Origin of the sequence: Nitrosospira briensis, from assembly GCF_900115125.1 — a bacterium.
Taxonomy (GTDB): Bacteria; Pseudomonadota; Gammaproteobacteria; order Burkholderiales; family Nitrosomonadaceae; genus Nitrosospira; species Nitrosospira briensis_A.
The window spans coordinates 57,234-74,022 of record NZ_FOVJ01000007.1 but is presented as its reverse complement, the minus strand read 5'-3'; the positions used below and the strand labels follow the sequence as shown (position 1 = coordinate 74,022).

The window sequence follows — 16,789 nt, the reverse complement described above, 5'->3', positions numbered from 1 at the left end:
TGGTTTTTTATGGAACGACACCCGAGCAAAGATCAACACGATGATGTGCCGACGAGAATCCCAGGGAAACGATCTCAGGGTATTTCCTCAGGTTCTTCTGCAACACATTATAGATGTCCAGATCAAAGCTCAAGGATGCACGTACCTGTAAGACCTCCTCTAACTCTCCCTCGTCTTCCACCGTTCCCAAGTGGCGCCAGCTATCAAAAATATGTAGCTGACTGCGACCGCTGACCTCGTCATGTTCCCGAATGCCTATTGTACCCGGATAGGGCCAGCTCTTCAGCCGGTGCGGAATAAGCGCCTGTTTGAGGCGTAAATAATGAAGATCAGGGGATTCCTTGCCCGCGCATACCCCGTCACAGCGTTGAAGCTGGTGAGCAAAACACGCGCCTTTGCCGGTTTCTATTCCGATTATGCGCGGACATAATCTGTTCTCCAGAGCGATCCCGCGAAGCGCTTCGACAGCGGCCTTTCTTGAACGGAAGAGCCCGAATAAATGTTCGAACAAGGTGGGATCAATGTCATCTTCGGTGACGATCTTAACGAGCGGGATCTGATTCAGGCCACGCGCAAGGCTCAGCGAGAACAGGTTTTTAGCCGTACGCAAACGGCGGTTGTGTACCGGCTGGCGTTCCTTGATCAGCCTGGATTCCAGCAAAAGCGCACCCAGTTCCCCGGCGGTTTCTATGCATTCAACGCGAGTTACCTGCTGTCCTATGCGCATTTCCCTGCTGGATGAATGATCCCCGTTGAAATGCGACATGACGCGTGATCTCAGGGCGACGCTCTTACCAATATAGAGAGGCAGATCGTTTTCACCGTAAAATAGATAAACCCCGGGACTGTCAGGAATTTCATTGATGAACGCACTGTCAAGACCGGCAGGCAGGCTGGGGCCTTTCAGCAATGACGCTACCGTCTCCAGCACTCGGGCTTCCCCTAATTCATGTTTGGCTGATTCAAGATAAGCCATCACCAGCTCCACATCGCCCATAGCCCGGTGACGTGCGTACGTGACAAGGCCATGGCGGCGCATGATTGCATCGAGCCCGTGGCTTCTATGCTCGGGATATAACCGGCGAGACAGCTTTACCGTGCACATGACCTTCTGGCGAAGCACCGCGCCGATACGTTTGTATTCGCTCTTGAGAAAGCCGTGATCAAACCGGACGTTATGCGCCGCGAGAACCGCACCTTCAATGTAGCCATACAGCTTGTGAGCAACCTCTTCAAAAGTAGGCGCACCGCTTACCATCTCATTAGTGATGCCAGTCAACCGCGAAATAAAAGGTGGGATGCTGATGCGCGGATTAACCAGGGTTTCCCATCGTTCGGTTTCTATTCCGTTTTCAAAGCGAACAAGGGCAATCTCGGTAATACGATCGTACAGGGGCGAATCCCCCGTAGTCTCGAGATCCAGGATTACAAAGTTGGGCAGAGAGGAAAACATGACTTTATCGCGAGCCCGGTAGTAGGCGATGAGCCCGTCGTTAAGGAGTCAAAAGGCGAACAAGCGACCAGCATGACTTGGGTAACGTAAATCGGTGGAACCAGCGCTGCCAGGCGTACTTTTTTTGCAATTTTCCCAAGCCTTCAGTTACCAACATTTGCCCGGCAAGAGCGTCTAAAAACTGTAGATAAGCCGGGAGGTAAGCAGCCATTCGGTACGTTCTCTATCCAGCTGCGAAGGGCCGCCACCAAAATGGATTATTGCACCCTTGCCATTGGCGCCAAAGTTGTATTGAACCTGCGGCGTCACACGGTATCGCCACCTGCGCTGGCCGATTTCACTATTAACTTCGATTCCGAATGAAAAATTTTCCTTAAAGCTGTAAAACAGGCTGTTATTCAGCAAACCGATAAAATCCCCCGATTTGGCGATGCCGGTGTGCCTTACGCCCAGCATGTTCATCATGCTCCACTTGCTGGAAAACTTGTAATCGTTCAGGTATAGCGCTTCGGCGGCATAGGCTTTTGCTTCATTTTTGCGGCGCCCGATGGCCTGCCAGCCATGGATCATCCGCCCTTTGTCAAGCTTGCCGAACGTGCCCTGGAGGGAAACCTTGTACTCTTTCGCGAACGTGTTCTCCAGCGGCAGCTCAAATTCCACCGCGTAGTCATCCGCGAACGCATATTCGATCTCTGGCGACCATTCCAGCTGCCCGGTTCGGGGCGAAAAATCCAGTAGGGTATTGATCTCGACCTCGCCTTTTTTTGCCCCCAGTGGATCAACCAGATCGAAGATCATAGGCTCCGGCCTGTCGTCACCGTAGGTGACCTGCGGCAGAGTGAGAGCCAGGACCAGCGCTGCCGCCATTCGACCATAACGCGTATTAACGGTGGGCGGAGCCAAAGATGCACGGCTTTGGGAAAAGGTTATTTTTCCCGCTAAAATCATTTGTGTAAAAGTTGTGCAAAGGGTCCGGAACTTAAAGGCAAGGTTACCGAGCTTTTTTTTACAAAAAAAGATCGGCAAAGCTTAGCACACTCCTCGTGAGCGTTTAAAGAGGCTCCCGGATGAGCTATTGACGCCCGCGCTAGTGAGTAGAGCGATATTCTCGTGCGCAAGCTCAGATAACGGCAGCTCTCCGGAGAGTGTTGCGAGTTTCGTATCGGAAGAAGGAAAGAACATGGATTACGATATCAAAAAACTCTACACGGACAAGCTGGACGCCTATCTTTCATTCAGCTCTTTTTTCCGGTATCCCAAGGGCTCGAAGCCTTCTTCAAATCCTTCGAGCGCCTCAGGGAGGGTCTTCGCATACTCGATTCCGGCTGCGGAACCGGCTTCGCCAGTTTTGCGCTTGAAAGCCCTCCAGCATCGTGGGCTCCATTTTCAGGCTTTCCAAGCGTTTGATCTAACTCCCGCAATGTTGGCAAGTTTTTCGTGCCTGCCTGGCCAAGCAGAATATTGCCAATGTGCAATTGCAGGAAGCCAACGTGCTTAACCTGGAAAGTCTCCCTGGGGAATGGAGCAATTATGATCTCATGGTATCGGCCTCAATGCTGGAGTATGTCCCGCGGGAGGAATTGGTCAGCGCGCTTTCGCAATTGCGATCCCGCCTCGCGGGCCACGGCGTTTTCTTGCTCTTTGTGACGCCGAAGAATTGGATTACGAAACTGCTGATTGAAAAATTGTGGAAAGCAAACTGTTACACGGGAAGAAATTTGGAAAGCCCTGGCCGATGCCGGTTTTCAAGTCGTGGCTTTCAGAAAATTTCCTTGTTCCCACTTCTGGCTGAATCTGTCGAGCCATATCGTTGAAAGTTCGACTTGAGGTGCTTCCTTGAGTAGGTTCATATGGTTCATGGCACGAGGGCTGGAGCGTGAGAGCGCAGTTTTCAATCTATAGTTACCGTGGCTCCTTGAATATCGCACCTGGACACATGAAAAGCTTTCCCGCACGTTTAACGCTTCCAGGGCCACAGGCGGTATTGCTCCAGTTCAAGCTGTCTTTGCCGCCATTCGTTTTCCTGCTGGTGGATCTTCTGCTGTCGATCGAGCTGCTGCATCCGATTATTATGTTCACCTTCACGCTGCCTTGCCGCCTCCTCTATTCTTTGGAACTCGGCGGTTTCGCGTTGCCGCTGCCACTCTTCCCCTATACTCCGATTGCGGTCGTACGCGCTAGCCTGGCTGGTCAACGCGCATACGATTAGAGCAGCGGATATGGCTTTCATGGTCTTACCTTCTTAAATGCAATGGTTGTCCTTTTAGATCCCAGTTCGCCAGCGGCGTTCAGCTGATTGTTTGGGTCGTTCCTTGAAGTGCGACTTAAAAAAGTCTGCGGAAATACCAAAAGAGATAAAAATACCACGATCAGGTGTTTTCGCTTTTGTGGCAGTTGGCGTTTCCCGTTATTATTCGCTCGACCGGGTCAACCGCTCTCCACCTTCCACGAGATGAATTCTTTATGTTTGCAAGGATAAGGTGCCTGGCTATTGGGCATGCCGTTTGCAGAAGTGGGTAGAGACGAGAGAGCGGCCTGCGGGATGGCGGGGACGTTATCGAGGCCGGAGATGTCGATGGCTGCTTTGCACGGGTACAGCGGGGGGAAACCGGACAAAGCTGGCAAAAGAGCTTGGAAGCCGGGGCTTCTTTATGGAAAACATCCGCCACTCGGACTATTGACATCTTCTTTCGGCTGGAACAATCTCATCGGAGATAAAACCTTGAAATAAAGGATAGTCATGAGAAAACCAGCACTAGTGATTATGTTATTCCTCAATTTGGGCGTGGCGACCGCAGCCGACACAGCCAGTTGGACAAAGTGGGAAGGAACTCCCGGGACACCTACTGGAACATTTGTCCAGAACAACAATACAATCGAGGTCACTTACACTGGCCAATTTTTTTCCATCGACAATGACGCGAGGATTTTTGATAGCGTACCGACCTCCTTTACGGGCTCAGCAGTTACGAATACTCCGGGGAATAGTGGATCAATTCGTATGACAGGCGGTGATGAGGAAGTGAATAACTTTCATTTCTCTCAGGCGGTAATTGATCCTTTGATCGCTATTTGGAGTGTTGGTCGGCCGAGTGCACCTGTTACTTTCAACTTCGACTCGCCATTCACTATCCTTAGTCAAGGTGGCGGTTATTGGGGCGGCGGCTCGTTAACGCAGAGCGGTAATTCCCTAACCGGGCTAGAAGGGAATGGACTGTTACAGTTGAAGGGCACCTATACCGATATTTCCTTTACGACGCCAGATTACGAATACTATTATGGGATCACAGTTGGTGGCCTTATCTCGGCCGTCCCTGAGCCCCAAACTTACGCCATGTTTCTGTCTGGCCTCGGCTTCATGTGTTATATGGCTCGACGTAGAAAGTACTAGTACGCTCACTAGTTTTGCTTCAGGCCAGTGCCCCAAAGATCCTGCTGAAGCGGGTGGTTAAAGGCGGCGCTTGGCGCGCACGTAACCGTGAAGGAATTGGAAGGTTAGATGATGGGTTAGGAAAAATAACTCCTGTATATGTGTTTTTTATATTAATTTGGCGGAGAGGGTGTCCGCTTAGCTTTTTGGTTTAATTCCCCAGACGAGGTCAACAGATCGTTTACGGAAACGCTTACTTTAATCGAGTATAAAAGTAGCAATATAGTAGCAATGAAATAAAAAAGCAGTTGGTATTTTACCTAACTGCTTGTTTATTGGTGGGTCGTGACAGGATCGAACTGTCGACCTACGGATTAAGAGTCCGCTGCTCTACCAGCTGAGCTAACGACCCGGATCGGATGAACCGGAATTTTTCAATTGCCGGTCAAGGCGAAAAGGGTCCTGACGCTACCTTCCCGCTACTTAACCTTAAGGGTGTTAATCGTACCACATTCGAGGGAAAATTCGAATGGAACGATAAGATGCGGTTTTAAGATGCCTTGGCCGAGCAGATGAGATGTTTTCATCGCACCCAACAGTTTGGGCCAGGTATTCAACTACTGTTGTCCTCCCTCATGCTGTTTCGGGAGAATTGATTTGATTGAATACAATCATCCAATACAGCCCGCATGCGCTGCCAGTGCGAGCCCTTCCAGAAAACCCCTTGGCAGAGATCGCAAGTGCTGAAGTGGTCGAAACGCTCGCGCACGGAGGGCGGCAGGCGCATCAGAACTTGAGCTTTTTCTATGGCGCGCAAAGGTACGTTGCAGCTCAGGCATAAAGTGAAAGGCCGTATGCTGCCCGCGAGGTCCAGGCGATCCAATATCTCGCACAGCTGTTGTGGGGGTTTCAATGTGCGCACGTAGCATCCGTGCGTGATCGAGCGGCGCATGAGCAGTTCCCTGTCGCGAGTAAGTACGATGCGCTTTTCATGCACGGCGATAGCCTCGATTTTGCTGTCGTGATAGTTGTTATCGTAAAGCGTATCAAAACCCGCCATTCGCAGCAGGCGCGCAAGCCCCCCGAGATGGGCGTCGGCTACAAAGCGCGTTACGCGCAAAGGATGTTCGCGCACGCGCAGCAGGGGGGTAACGTCGACCATCTCGAATTCCGGGAAAACCGCCACCCGGTCGCCATCTTTCAATATCCGGTCGAACCCCACGGATTCGCCGTTGACCAGCACCAGTTCTACCTCGGTATGGGGCACGCCCAAGGCCTCGATCATATGCTTGGTTGTCGCTGCCCGGGCGCATGAGCAGGAAAATTCCTGTCTGCGCCGTTCGGGCGCAAGGAAATCATTCAACTCCTCGTAGAAACGAAATGTTGCGGTGACCATGCAGAAAGTATTGCACTTTTCAGCAAGAGGCGCAGGACCTGCTACCGCTACCGCTACCGCAATGCAGGGGCGTTGCGTTCAACCCGGACATCAAATAACGGTGCTAACGCATGGTTCGATACTTGCCGGTGAGCACCCATGCTTCGGTAGCAAGGCGCAATGACGTGCTCAAGTATTCGATGCGTATGCCCATCTTGTCGGGTGCGGTAATAATGCCGGTAGCAGGCTTGTCGCACTCTGGGCGTATCAGCGCATCGATACCTGTCCCTTGTTGCTTCAATTTATCTATTCTGCTTTCTATATCTGGCTCCCAAACACCCAAGTAGAGAATCTGCCCGGCATTTTTTTCCGAAAATATCCCGTTACCAGCGGCTTGAATCAATTCCAGATACGGTGGCCGGCTCCTCGAGTAGCTGACGACAACTTTTATGTTTTCGGTTTGCTGCATCTGCGGATTCTCAATACACAGCACGTTATCTGTTGGTTCAGTAAACTTTACATCCAGTACACTCGAGTAGTGGTCCACGGCTTCTTCAAAGTTACGCACGACTATTCCGATATGGTAGTAAGGAGCTGTAAACATATTTGTGCCTCGTTTTTACCGGGAATAATCATCCTTCATTTTTTGATAGCCGCTGCAGATGGCAGTTTCAATGCATTTTTTTTTCTATCATAATAAATTTTTAGGCCATTCTGGTCAGAGCGTCAAGAAGCTTTGTAGAAAGTCTCTGGAACAAATAAACTGGCTGGACTTGCGCGGTTCTTTTTGCGGAGTGGCCAATCGCATCGCGGCCCTATTCGACGTTACGAGGGGTCTGCAAGCGATAATTCGAGGGGGTGAACATGCATTGCAACTTAAGAGCCGGCCGCCCGGATGACATGGAAGCGGGCGGCAAGATCTGCTACGACGCCTTCACGGCGATCTCGGGGCAACATAATTTCCCGTCGGATTTTCCCTCGTTTGAGGTGGCTCGTGATCTCTTTTCATCGCTGTTGTCCCGTTCGGATGTGTACTCGGTAATTGCCGAGAGCGAGGGACAGGTCGTGGGCAGCAATTTCCTGTGGGAAAACGCAGTCGTAGCGGGTGTTGGTCCGCTGACGATCTCCCCGGAGGTGCAAAACAGCACCCTCGGGAGACGACTGATGGAAAATGTGCTGGAGCGTGCAAGACAGAAACGGTTCGCCGGCGTACGCCTGGTGCAAGCTGCATATCATAACCGCTCGCTGGCCCTCTATACCAAACTGGGTTTCGATGTACGGGAGCCACTGGCAAACCTGCAAGGACCGGCGCTTCAGCTTGATATTCCTGGCCATGCGGTTCGTCCGGCCCGTGGCGGCGATATCGATGCTTGCAATCATCTCTGCCATAAAATTCATGGCCATGACCGGGGTCAAGAGCTGGGTCACGCGATCGAGCAAGGCACCGCCATGCTGGTTGAACACGCCGGCCGCATCAGTGGCTACGCGACGTTGATCGGATTCATGGGGCATGCGGTGGGAGAAAGCAATGAAGATCTCAAAGCGCTCATCGGGGCTGCGGAGGTTTTCGCAGGGCCCGGTTTTCTCCTTCCTTCGCGCAATGGTGAACTGTTCCGCTGGTGCTTGCAGCATGGCCTTCGCGTCGTTCAGCCAGCCACGCTGATGAGCCTGGGCCTCTATAACCAGCCTTCCGGTGCTTTTCTACCCTCGATTCTTTTTTGAGCTATACGCTGGTGAACGGCGCTGGCTGAGGTAACGATAGCGAACTCGGGTATTTTTGTTCGTGCACGGTCCCGTTTCTACTCAACCCGGCTTTTTCATTCGACCTTTTTTCTGGCAGGGAGAAAAATATCTGTCAAAAAATTAGTATCAACACAATCACATTGTGTGAATTTTTTTTTCCAATCGTAGTCAAAGTTTTTGCGGACATGCCGTTCTGTTCGCTGAGGATGGTTTATTTTTGAGGACGGTTTGCTGACCCTATGGAAAGAAGTGCCCCAGCGGGCAGCGAGGTGGTCATGTTCTTGAACGTTTATATCCTTAAGGAGACTATCATGGAAATGGCAATTCTCGTGCTAGGTGTAGGCGCCATCGCTGTCTGGTTCTTTATGTCAAAGGACGGACGGAAAGAATAAAACCGATCTTAAAACCCTGAGTAGAGCGACAGAGAAGAAATATCTTCTAGTTGCAACACGCAGAACTCAGAACTAACACTAATTGGCCGATGCTCGTACGGTTTCTGTGTTGTAAGGGCATCGGCCTCTTCTTTGGATGAGATAACGGCTCAATGTCATTGACTCGAGCCTTGGGGTAATTCCCCGGTCCTCCCTCCTGGTTTTCTGGTCTCATCCGAGGTTGTGCTCTCGGTTTTTGAGCACAATCTTGCCACGTTGTACGCGTTCCCGGCGGTATACTCGATCTCAACACGCGAAGGATTTGAACCCGGCTCGGTTGTCGAGAAGTATTACATATGGCAAGTCAGCAAAAGTCCTGCCGGCTAATGTGTGGGATAATCAAAGGCCTAAAACAAAGGGCACGTATATTGCTTAAAGAACCGGGGATGCACGAAGGACCCTATCTTCGTTTCCTCGGGGTGCGCTATAACGTGCCGTGGTCTAATGCGGGAACGGTAGCAAGAATGTGACAAGCCTTCTCAACCCCTGAAAAAAAAGCAGGACGGAAAAAAGCTTATGCACCTTACTCGATTCATGGTCACAAATTTTCGCTCCGTCGAGGATAGCGGTTGGGTCGACGTGGATAACGTTACTGCCCTGATTGGCGTGAATGAATCGGGCAAAACAAACCTTCTGATTCCGCTTTGGAAGCTGAACCCGGCGGTAGAGGGAGAAATTCAACCAACCTCTGATTACCCGAAAAAACATTTTGGCTCCATACGCCAGGCCCCGGAAAACTACTGCTTCATAACAGCGGAGTTCGAGACTGGATCACTCGCAACAGAGCTTTCCAGCAAGGCAGGAATTTCAATTGAAGACGCCTCTCTGGTGTCCGTCAAGCGGTACTTCAACGGAAAGTACGCAATATCTTTCCCCCGCTGCGAAGGAATTGCCGATGTCGACGCCACAGAGGTAAGCGCAGAGGTAAAAAAGCTGATCGCTGTTACCACCAGAAGCATTACTGATCTGGAAGTGCCGGAGCAGGACGAAGAGTTGAAAGGAGCCGTTCTCGCAAAATTGCACGAAATGGATAATAGCCTCGGGGAATCGCTTCTTTCAGTGGAGCAGGCTTCCGGGTTTAAGCGGGACTTGCAATTCCTGATCCAGGAGCCCGATAGCAGCGCCACGGCAGTATACGGCCGGGTAGCCAAACTGCTGGATGCACTTGAACTGGTAATCTCCGGGATGACGAGACCCCCACCGGAAGTCGGCGGGGATGTAATGGATATGGTAATCGGCGCATTGCCGAAATTCGTTTACTACTCCGAATTCGGGAACCTGGATTCTGAAATCTATCTTCCCCATGTTGTGCAAAATCTTCAAAGAAACGATCTTGGCCCGAAAGAAGCGGCCAAAGCGCGAACCCTGCGCGTCCTGTTCAAGTTTGTAAAGCTGGAGCCGAAAGACATTCTGGAACTCGGCCAGGACTTCAGGGATGAACACAACAACCATCGCGAACCTACCCCGGAAGAAATCACTGAAATTGCCCTGAAAAAAAGGGAACGTTCCATATTGCTCCAGTCCGCCGGCGCCATCCTGACAGAAAAGTTCAGGAACTGGTGGAAACAGGGAGATTACAAATTCCGCTTCGAAGCAGATGGAAGCCACTTTCGGATATGGGTTTCGGATGACCGCCGCCCGGAGGAAGTGGAGCTGGAAAGCAGAAGCACCGGTCTTCAGTGGTTCCTGAGCTTTTATCTCGTCTTCCTGGTGGAAAGCGAGGGAGAACACCAAAACGCAATTCTGTTGCTGGATGAGCCCGGATTGTCGCTGCATCCGCTGGCACAAAGGAACCTGTCGGCCTTCTTCGACAATCTCTCGAACTTCAATAAAATTCTTTACACCACGCATTCGCCGTTTTTGATCGACGCAGAACACCTGGGACGCGCACGCAAGGTTTACGTGTCCGAAAATGGCACTACCAGGGCGACGCCAGACCTTCGGCCTGTGGAAAAGGACCCCCGCCAAGCAGGCGCTGCTTATGTTGTTCACTCCGCATTGAACCTGAACATCGCCGAGAGCCTGCTGCTCGGCTGCCAACCCATCATCGTCCAGGGCTTGGCGGATCAATATTATCTCTCGGCGATCAAAACGCTGCTCATCGGTGCAAACAAGATAACGCCGAAGCTTGAACTGGTCTTTTGCCCATCGGGCGGAAGCAAAACTGCGGGGGTGATCGCAAGTATCATCGCAGGCCGAGACGAACCGCTGCCCAAAATACTTCTGGACGGTGACGAGCGAGGAAAACGCATCACCGGGGAATTGAAATCGGGGTTGTATAACAGCGCGGAAGAGAGGGTTTTATCAACGGATACCTATGCCGGCCTTGCCGGTTCTGAAGTAGAGGATTTAATACCTGCTTCGTTCCTTGCTCAAGTAATAGACCGCTGGGAAAGAAATACGGAGATACCTTTTGCGGATGTTCTGCGCAACGGCAAGCCGCTGATCGGTCAAGTAGAAGCCTGGGCGGAAACCCAAGACCTGATACTACGCGAAGGATGGAAAGTCGAAGTTGCAAAGCGGACGAAAGAACTGGCGCTAAAAAGGGGCATCAGCGCATTCGATCACGCCACGATCTCGCGGTGGGTCAAGCTCTTCCAGGAGTTTATAGCGGTCAGGAACTATTAAATACCTACAATAGATCTTTGCTGGGATCAAACGCGAGGTAATCAGAAACGCGACGACCCCGATTGGCTCCAACTACTGTACCTTTCCATATCGAATCGGTCGGAACTTACGGTCGCTTGAAATTAAGGTGTCCGACCCTACTGCTTTTACCGCGACGTCAAACGCTAACATTAGTCCTGTGCCCATGGACACACAGATCACGGAATTGCTCGGTCGCAATCGCCTGATGAGCGAGCTCTTGCGCGCTTGGCCTCGAAGTGGCGCTCCCAGCGCGCGATCACGGTGTTGATTTGATTGCATACGCTGATCTTTCCTCCAAAGTCCGGTCGTTCGTCGCTGTCCCCATTCAAATGAAAGCGGCGTCCAATCGATCGTTCTCGGTTGACAAGAAGTACGCGAAAATTTCCAACCTCATGCTTGCGCACGTGTGGCATCTCGACACGCCAGACAAAGCGGTTACCTATGCATTCGATACCCAGAGGCTATTGCTATTGCAGAGGAGATGGGTTGGACGAAAACCGACTCCTGGAAGTGCGGCGGCTACACAACCAGCAATCCAAGTAAGAAACTTTGTGCCCTCCTCGAAGCGCATCGCATGTCACCCACTAGCTGGTGGAGTTGTGTTGTCGGCGCCTTGGCTATTGGTGGCTGATCCTTCCATTTAGAGCCAAACTGCTGTGGCTCACAGAACACAAGAAAATACTCTCGTCGGCCCAATTGTCAAATGACAGCAGCGTGATGGGCAATGCTTGCCAGCCCCCCGCTCTTTACCGTTCAGCCGCTGCCGTTCATGGTATTTCAAATACTTCACGACGCATTGCAACGCATCCCCTAAAAAGGACTTGACTCTTCAAAAAGACTCACATAATATTCACACGCACTTCACAAATTCCTCACAACTGAGAATATGGAGTGGAAAACGAAGGTTAGAAGTGGAAATTCTAATTTTATACGTTGGAGCATGTGATGGAAAAGGAAAACGGAAAATTTATTGCGGTAATATACGTCGCAAGCATGATGACAGCGTTGCTATCGACCGTCGCGCCTACAGATAATTTCAAGGCTAACGCAGTCGAACAAACTGCTTTAACTGCAAATAATTATGAGGCTCCAGCTAAGCTCTACCAGAACGCTGGTTATGAAATGCAAGCAAACGTGGATTAAGTATTAATACTAATATCAGCAGGCAACTTCCCCGCTTGGAAGGTGCGTAGCTAGAACGTTTATTTGATACACAGGATGTACTAACCCGCTTCGGCGGGTTTTTTATTGCCGGACTAATCGATTTAAAGGTCCATGTTTTAGTTTCGATAGCAGGTGATCTGATTTAGGAATTCGGGATTAGATTGATAGTTAGCTTTTCGGGTCCAAGGGGCTTGCGCTAATCCCTGACTCGGCCCCTAAAAATGGATGGCGCCAGACTCGGTTGATCTGAAAACAAAAGTACGACGGGTGCACTGAGGGCACTTGTTGCGGAATCATGCCCCCTATGCCCCCACGATTTTCAACAGATGAGCTTAGACGGCAAAAAACAAAAACCCGCAAATCTTTTGGACTTTAGCGGGTTGGGCCTGTTTAGAATGGGTTATTGGTGGAGACGAGGAGGATCGAACTCCCGACCTTCGCATTGCGAACGCGACGCTCTCCCAGCTGAGCTACGTCCCCATTACGCGTATTTTATAACAAAAACCGGCTTCATAATATGACGTTGCCCAATTGATAAGCCGTCGCAATTATTTCGCGAGCAATGACGCGGGAGGAGTGCTGAAACCCGTCACACCCAGTCTTTCCCAATCAGAAAATCCGTATAAAGCTTATCTTCAGCGCTGCCAACCTCCGGCTTCCAGTCATAACGCCATTTCACTATAGGTGGCAGCGACATAAGAATCGATTCGGTACGCCCACCCGATTGCAGGCCAAACAGCGTCCCACGGTCCCACACCAGATTGAATTCCACATAGCGGCCCCGGCGGTAGGCCTGGAAATCACGTTCGCGCTCGCCGTAAGGCGTATTCAGGCGTCGCTCCAGGATCGGTAAATAGGCAGTCACGAAGTGATCGCCGACGCTTTTGGTCAGGTTGAAACAGCTGTCGAAGTCGGGTTTGCCCAGGTCATCAAAAAAAATGCCGCCGATGCCACGCGGCTCCTTGCGATGCTTCAGGTAGAAATAATGGTCGCACCATTTTTTGAAACGTGGATGGTGATCGCTTCCAAAAGGCTGTAGCGCATCTTTGCACGTCTGGTGAAAATGTATGGCGTCTTCTTCAAAACCGTAATACGGGGTCAGGTCCATGCCGCCGCCGAACCACCACACTGGCTCGGCATCCGCTTTGCGCGCTTCCAGGTAACGCACATTCAGGTGCACCGTGGGCGCGTAGGGGTTACGAGGATGCAATACAATGGATACACCCATCGCTTCGAACCCGCGCCCTGACAATTCCGGTCGGGCCGCGGTGGCGGAGGCGGGCAGTCCGCCACCGAATACGTGCGAGTAGTTCACCCCGCCGCGCTCGAACACGTTGCCTTCTTCCATCACGCAGCTTAAACCGCCGCCGCCTTCCGGGCGTTCCCATTTGTCGCGGTGAAAGCGTTTGCCGTCCACCTCCTCCAGGCGCTCGACTATGCGCTTCTGAAGTCCGGTGAAAAATTCCTTAGCCTGCTGAATGGTGTCCATTCAATTTTCCGTGATGCCGCCTGGTTCAAGTTGCCAGACAGGCTTGCCTTTAAGTCTATCTTCGGTGGTGGTTGATTGCCCAGTGCCCTATGTCGTGCCGCATCTGGCAGCCGTCGAACCGGATTTGCTCGGCGATTTCGTAGGCTCGGCGCTGCGCTATTTTTACGCTGTCACCCAGCACGGTCACGCAAAGCACTCGTCCCCCTGCCGTCACAATTTCCTTGCCATGTTCGCTACCAAGAGCTGTGCCTGCATGAAACACATAAAAATCCGCTTCCGGCGTTTCAGATGTTTCCGTGGGCGTTGGATTCGGCAGGCCATGGATCACATCGCCCTTGCGCGGCGAGCCAGGATAGCCGTGTGCCGCCATCACGACGCTCAGGGCGGCGCGCCGGTCCCACTCGGCCTCCACCTTGTCGAGCGTTCCGTTGACCGTATGCTCCACCAAAGTCACAAAATTGCTCTTCAGACGGAACATGATGGCTTCGGTTTCCGGATCGCCCATGCGGCAATTAAACTCGAGCACCTTGATGGCGCCGTTCGGCATGATCATAAGCCCGGCGTACAAAAAACCCGTGTAGGGCTCGCCTTCCTGATCCATGCCATTCATAGCTGCATGGATCACTTCGCGCATTATTTTCGCATGCAAAGCGGGCGTAACCGCCGGTGCGGGCGAATATGCGCCCATGCCGCCTGTGATGGGTCCCTGGTCGCCATCTTTCAGGCGCTTGTGATCCTGGCTGGTAGCGAGCGGTAGCACGTGGCGGCCATCGGCCATTACAATAAAACTGACTTCCTCACCCTCCAGGAATTCCTCGATTACAACGCGGGCTCCGGCACCGCCCAGCTGCTCCTCCGTCATCATCTTATCCACTGCCGCATGGGCCTCGTCCAGCGTCGATGCCACGACCACGCCTTTCCCGCCTGCCAGTCCGTCGGCCTTGATGACGATGGGCGCACCCTTCTCGTTCAGGTAATCATGCGCTTCGGAAGCGGAAGTGAAGGTGGCGTAAGCCGCGGTGGGAATTCCGTGGCGCTGCATGAAGGACTTGGCAAAATCCTTGGACGTTTCAAGCCGCGCAGCTTGCCGGGTGGGGCCAAGAATTTTTTGCCCGGCGGCGCGGAAGGCGTCGACAATGCCATCCGCGAGCGGGGCTTCCGGTCCAACGATCGTGAATGCAATGGATTCCTTTTTGGCAAAGTCCACCAATTCGGGAATGGCCGTGATGGGAAGATTCTCCAGCCCGTCTTCCAGGGACGTGCCTGCATTGCCAGGGGCGACAAAGACTTTTACGTTGCCTGGTGACCGAAGCAGTTTCCACGCCAAGGCATGTTCCCTTGCGCCTCCCCCGATTACAAGTAATTTCAATAGCTTCATTTTCTTGATTTCATATTGGTTGCTATCACCTGGATTGCTCCTTCTCACCGCTTTACCGCTGCGATCGCTGACTGATCTCGGTTATAGGGCATCGGCGAAAACTGGCAATTATTTGATAAAAACCCTGAAAGGCGACCAAATACCGGATATTGCCTGAATGTAATTTCGCATATCAATGTCTGAAATGCCGGGCCCCTGTGACCACCATTGCTACCCCCTGCTCATCCGCGGCAGCAATGACTTCTTCGTCGCGCACGCTGCCACCGGGCTGGATAACCGCCCGGGCGCCCGCCTTGACGACAACGTCCAACCCGTCGCGAAACGGGAAAAATGCGTCGGACGCCACTACCGAGCCGTCGAGGCTAAGTCCCGCATTCTGCGCTTTTATCGACGCAATGCGGGCGCTATCCACCCGGCTCATTTGCCCTGCGCCGACACCCAGCGTCTGGCCGTTCGCGCAAAATACGATTGCATTGGACTTGACGAATTTCGCTACGCGCCAAGCGAACAGGAGGTCCTCTAATTGTTGCGCTGTCGGCTGGACTTTGGTCACGACTTTCAGTTGTGCGGCTGTTACGTTGAGATTGTCCGGTGTCTGGACCAGCAATCCGCCACCCACGCGCCGAAAGTCAAACATATTGCTTCCGGCTTCTACCGGCAAGGTCAGTACGCGCACGTTGGCCTTCCCGGCTAAAGCCTGCTGCGCCTCGCCGGTTAACTGGGGCGCGATAATCACTTCAACGAATTGCTTGATTACCGCCTCAGCCGCGGCCGCGTCCAGTGTGCGATTGAAAGCGATGATTCCGCCGAAGGCGGAAGTTGGATCTGTGGCAAACGCCAGCTTATAGGCCGCAAGCGGCGTATCGGCCACGGCTACGCCACAGGGATTGGCATGCTTGAGGATAACGCAGGCGGGCAAATCGAATGTCTTGACGCATTCCCATGCGGCATCAGCATCGGCGATGTTGTTGTATGACAGTTCCTTGCCCTGCAACTGGGTATAGCTGGCCAAACTGCCGGGAGCAGGCGACAGGTCGCGATAGAAAGCCGCCTGCTGATGGGGGTTTTCTCCATAACGCAAATGCTGGGCCATGCTGAAATTAAAATTGAGCCGCTCGGGAAAATACTGCCGTTCTCCGCTTTCGCCCTCCATTGAGGTAAGGTAATTGCCGATGGCGCTATCGTAGGCAGCAGTATGGGAAAAAGCCTTGCAAGCAAGGCGGAAGCGGAATTCCTGCCTGACCGCGCCGCTCGCTGACTTCATTTCCCCCAATAGAGCCGTATAGTCTTCAGGGTCGGTAACCACTGCCACGCTTTTATAATTCTTCGCTGCCGCTCGCACCATGGTGGGACCACCGATATCGATGTTTTCTATGGCCTCTTCCAGCGTGCATTCCGGACGGGCAATGGTCTGGCTGAAAGGGTAAAGATTCACCACCACCAAATCAATAACCGGGATCGTCGCTTTCTCCAGGGCTGACATATGCTCGGGCAGTTCTTTGCGCGCCAGGATGCCTGCGTGTATCTTGGGATGCAGGGTTTTTACCCGACCATCGAGCATTTCCGGAAAGCCGGTGTAATCTCCAACCTCGGTGACCGTAAGGCCGGAATCCTTCAGCAATTTTGCCGTACCGCCGGTGGACAGGAGGGCTACCCCAAGCTGGTGCAACTCTCGCGCAAGTTCGACAATGCCGGTTTTGTCGGAAACACTGATCAGGGCTTGTTTGATGGACATTT

The 16,789-nt window shown here is 52.4% G+C and carries 13 protein-coding genes and 2 tRNA genes; 5 read left to right on the top strand and 10 right to left on the bottom strand.

The window, feature by feature from the left end:
* Nucleotides 1-7: 7 nt before the first annotated feature.
* Complete coding sequence (locus tag BMZ14_RS12375; RefSeq protein WP_074798049.1) at nucleotides 8-1,453, bottom strand: exonuclease domain-containing protein; 1,446 nt, start codon at nucleotides 1,451-1,453, stop codon at nucleotides 8-10.
* A 174-nt stretch (nucleotides 1,454-1,627) separates the two neighbouring features.
* Entirely contained in the window at nucleotides 1,628-2,356 is a 729-nt protein-coding gene (locus tag BMZ14_RS12370; RefSeq protein ID WP_256208608.1) for a hypothetical protein, read from the bottom strand.
* Between the two features lie 277 nt (nucleotides 2,357-2,633).
* On the opposite strand from BMZ14_RS12370, the gene BMZ14_RS14900 reads away from it, so the two are divergent.
* Nucleotides 2,634-2,951 carry a hypothetical protein gene (locus BMZ14_RS14900; RefSeq protein ID WP_143071992.1) on the top strand — a complete coding sequence of 106 codons (318 nt, stop codon included), beginning with the start codon at nucleotides 2,634-2,636 and terminating at the stop codon, nucleotides 2,949-2,951.
* 459 nt (nucleotides 2,952-3,410) lie between these two features.
* On the opposite strand, the gene BMZ14_RS14895 is transcribed toward BMZ14_RS14900, so the two are convergent.
* The gene (locus tag BMZ14_RS14895; RefSeq protein ID WP_143071991.1) at nucleotides 3,411-3,683 is read right to left on the bottom strand and encodes a hypothetical protein; all 273 of its coding nucleotides are present in this window, start codon (nucleotides 3,681-3,683) and stop codon (nucleotides 3,411-3,413) included.
* A gap of 510 nt (nucleotides 3,684-4,193) precedes the next feature.
* Between BMZ14_RS14895 and BMZ14_RS15515 the strand changes: the two genes are divergently transcribed.
* Nucleotides 4,194-4,844: a PEP-CTERM sorting domain-containing protein gene (locus BMZ14_RS15515; RefSeq protein ID WP_074798040.1), complete on the top strand. Its 651-nt coding sequence runs from the start codon at nucleotides 4,194-4,196 to the stop codon at nucleotides 4,842-4,844.
* A gap of 315 nt (nucleotides 4,845-5,159) precedes the next feature.
* On the opposite strand, the gene BMZ14_RS12340 is transcribed toward BMZ14_RS15515, so the two are convergent.
* The 3 genes from BMZ14_RS12340 to BMZ14_RS12330 form a co-directional block, all read right to left on the bottom strand.
* A tRNA-Lys gene (locus BMZ14_RS12340) sits at nucleotides 5,160-5,235 on the bottom strand.
* 201 nt (nucleotides 5,236-5,436) lie between these two features.
* Entirely contained in the window at nucleotides 5,437-6,219 is a 783-nt protein-coding gene (locus tag BMZ14_RS12335; RefSeq protein WP_074798038.1) for a Mut7-C RNAse domain-containing protein, read from the bottom strand.
* Nucleotides 6,220-6,322: 103 nt separating this feature from the next.
* Nucleotides 6,323-6,802 (bottom strand): VOC family protein, encoded by a 480-nt coding sequence (locus BMZ14_RS12330; RefSeq protein WP_074798036.1) that lies wholly within the window; start codon nucleotides 6,800-6,802, stop codon nucleotides 6,323-6,325.
* Nucleotides 6,803-7,062: 260 nt separating this feature from the next.
* Between BMZ14_RS12330 and BMZ14_RS12325 the strand changes: the two genes are divergently transcribed.
* The 3 genes from BMZ14_RS12325 (at nucleotide 7,063) to BMZ14_RS12310 (ending at nucleotide 12,164) form a co-directional block, all read left to right on the top strand.
* Entirely contained in the window at nucleotides 7,063-7,920 is an 858-nt protein-coding gene (locus BMZ14_RS12325; protein WP_074798033.1) for a GNAT family N-acetyltransferase, read from the top strand.
* 986 nt (nucleotides 7,921-8,906) lie between these two features.
* Nucleotides 8,907-11,000, top strand: a complete 2,094-nt coding sequence (locus BMZ14_RS12320; RefSeq protein WP_218145036.1) for an AAA family ATPase — start codon at nucleotides 8,907-8,909, stop codon at nucleotides 10,998-11,000.
* A 966-nt stretch (nucleotides 11,001-11,966) separates the two neighbouring features.
* Nucleotides 11,967-12,164, top strand: coding sequence for a hypothetical protein (locus tag BMZ14_RS12310; protein ID WP_074798028.1), 198 nt, complete (start codon nucleotides 11,967-11,969; stop codon nucleotides 12,162-12,164).
* A gap of 425 nt (nucleotides 12,165-12,589) precedes the next feature.
* Here the strand turns inward: BMZ14_RS12310 and BMZ14_RS12305 are convergent.
* The 4 genes from BMZ14_RS12305 to purH form a co-directional block, all read right to left on the bottom strand.
* A tRNA-Ala gene (locus BMZ14_RS12305) sits at nucleotides 12,590-12,665 on the bottom strand.
* A gap of 109 nt (nucleotides 12,666-12,774) precedes the next feature.
* Entirely contained in the window at nucleotides 12,775-13,674 is a 900-nt protein-coding gene (gene hemF, locus BMZ14_RS12300; RefSeq protein ID WP_074798026.1) for an oxygen-dependent coproporphyrinogen oxidase, read from the bottom strand.
* 55 nt (nucleotides 13,675-13,729) lie between these two features.
* Nucleotides 13,730-15,043 carry a phosphoribosylamine--glycine ligase gene (gene purD, locus BMZ14_RS12295; protein ID WP_074798203.1) on the bottom strand — a complete coding sequence of 438 codons (1,314 nt, stop codon included), beginning with the start codon at nucleotides 15,041-15,043 and terminating at the stop codon, nucleotides 13,730-13,732.
* A 181-nt stretch (nucleotides 15,044-15,224) separates the two neighbouring features.
* Nucleotides 15,225-16,787 carry a bifunctional phosphoribosylaminoimidazolecarboxamide formyltransferase/IMP cyclohydrolase gene (gene purH / locus BMZ14_RS12290; RefSeq protein WP_074798024.1) on the bottom strand — a complete coding sequence of 521 codons (1,563 nt, stop codon included), beginning with the start codon at nucleotides 16,785-16,787 and terminating at the stop codon, nucleotides 15,225-15,227.
* Nucleotides 16,788-16,789: the final 2 nt, after the last annotated feature.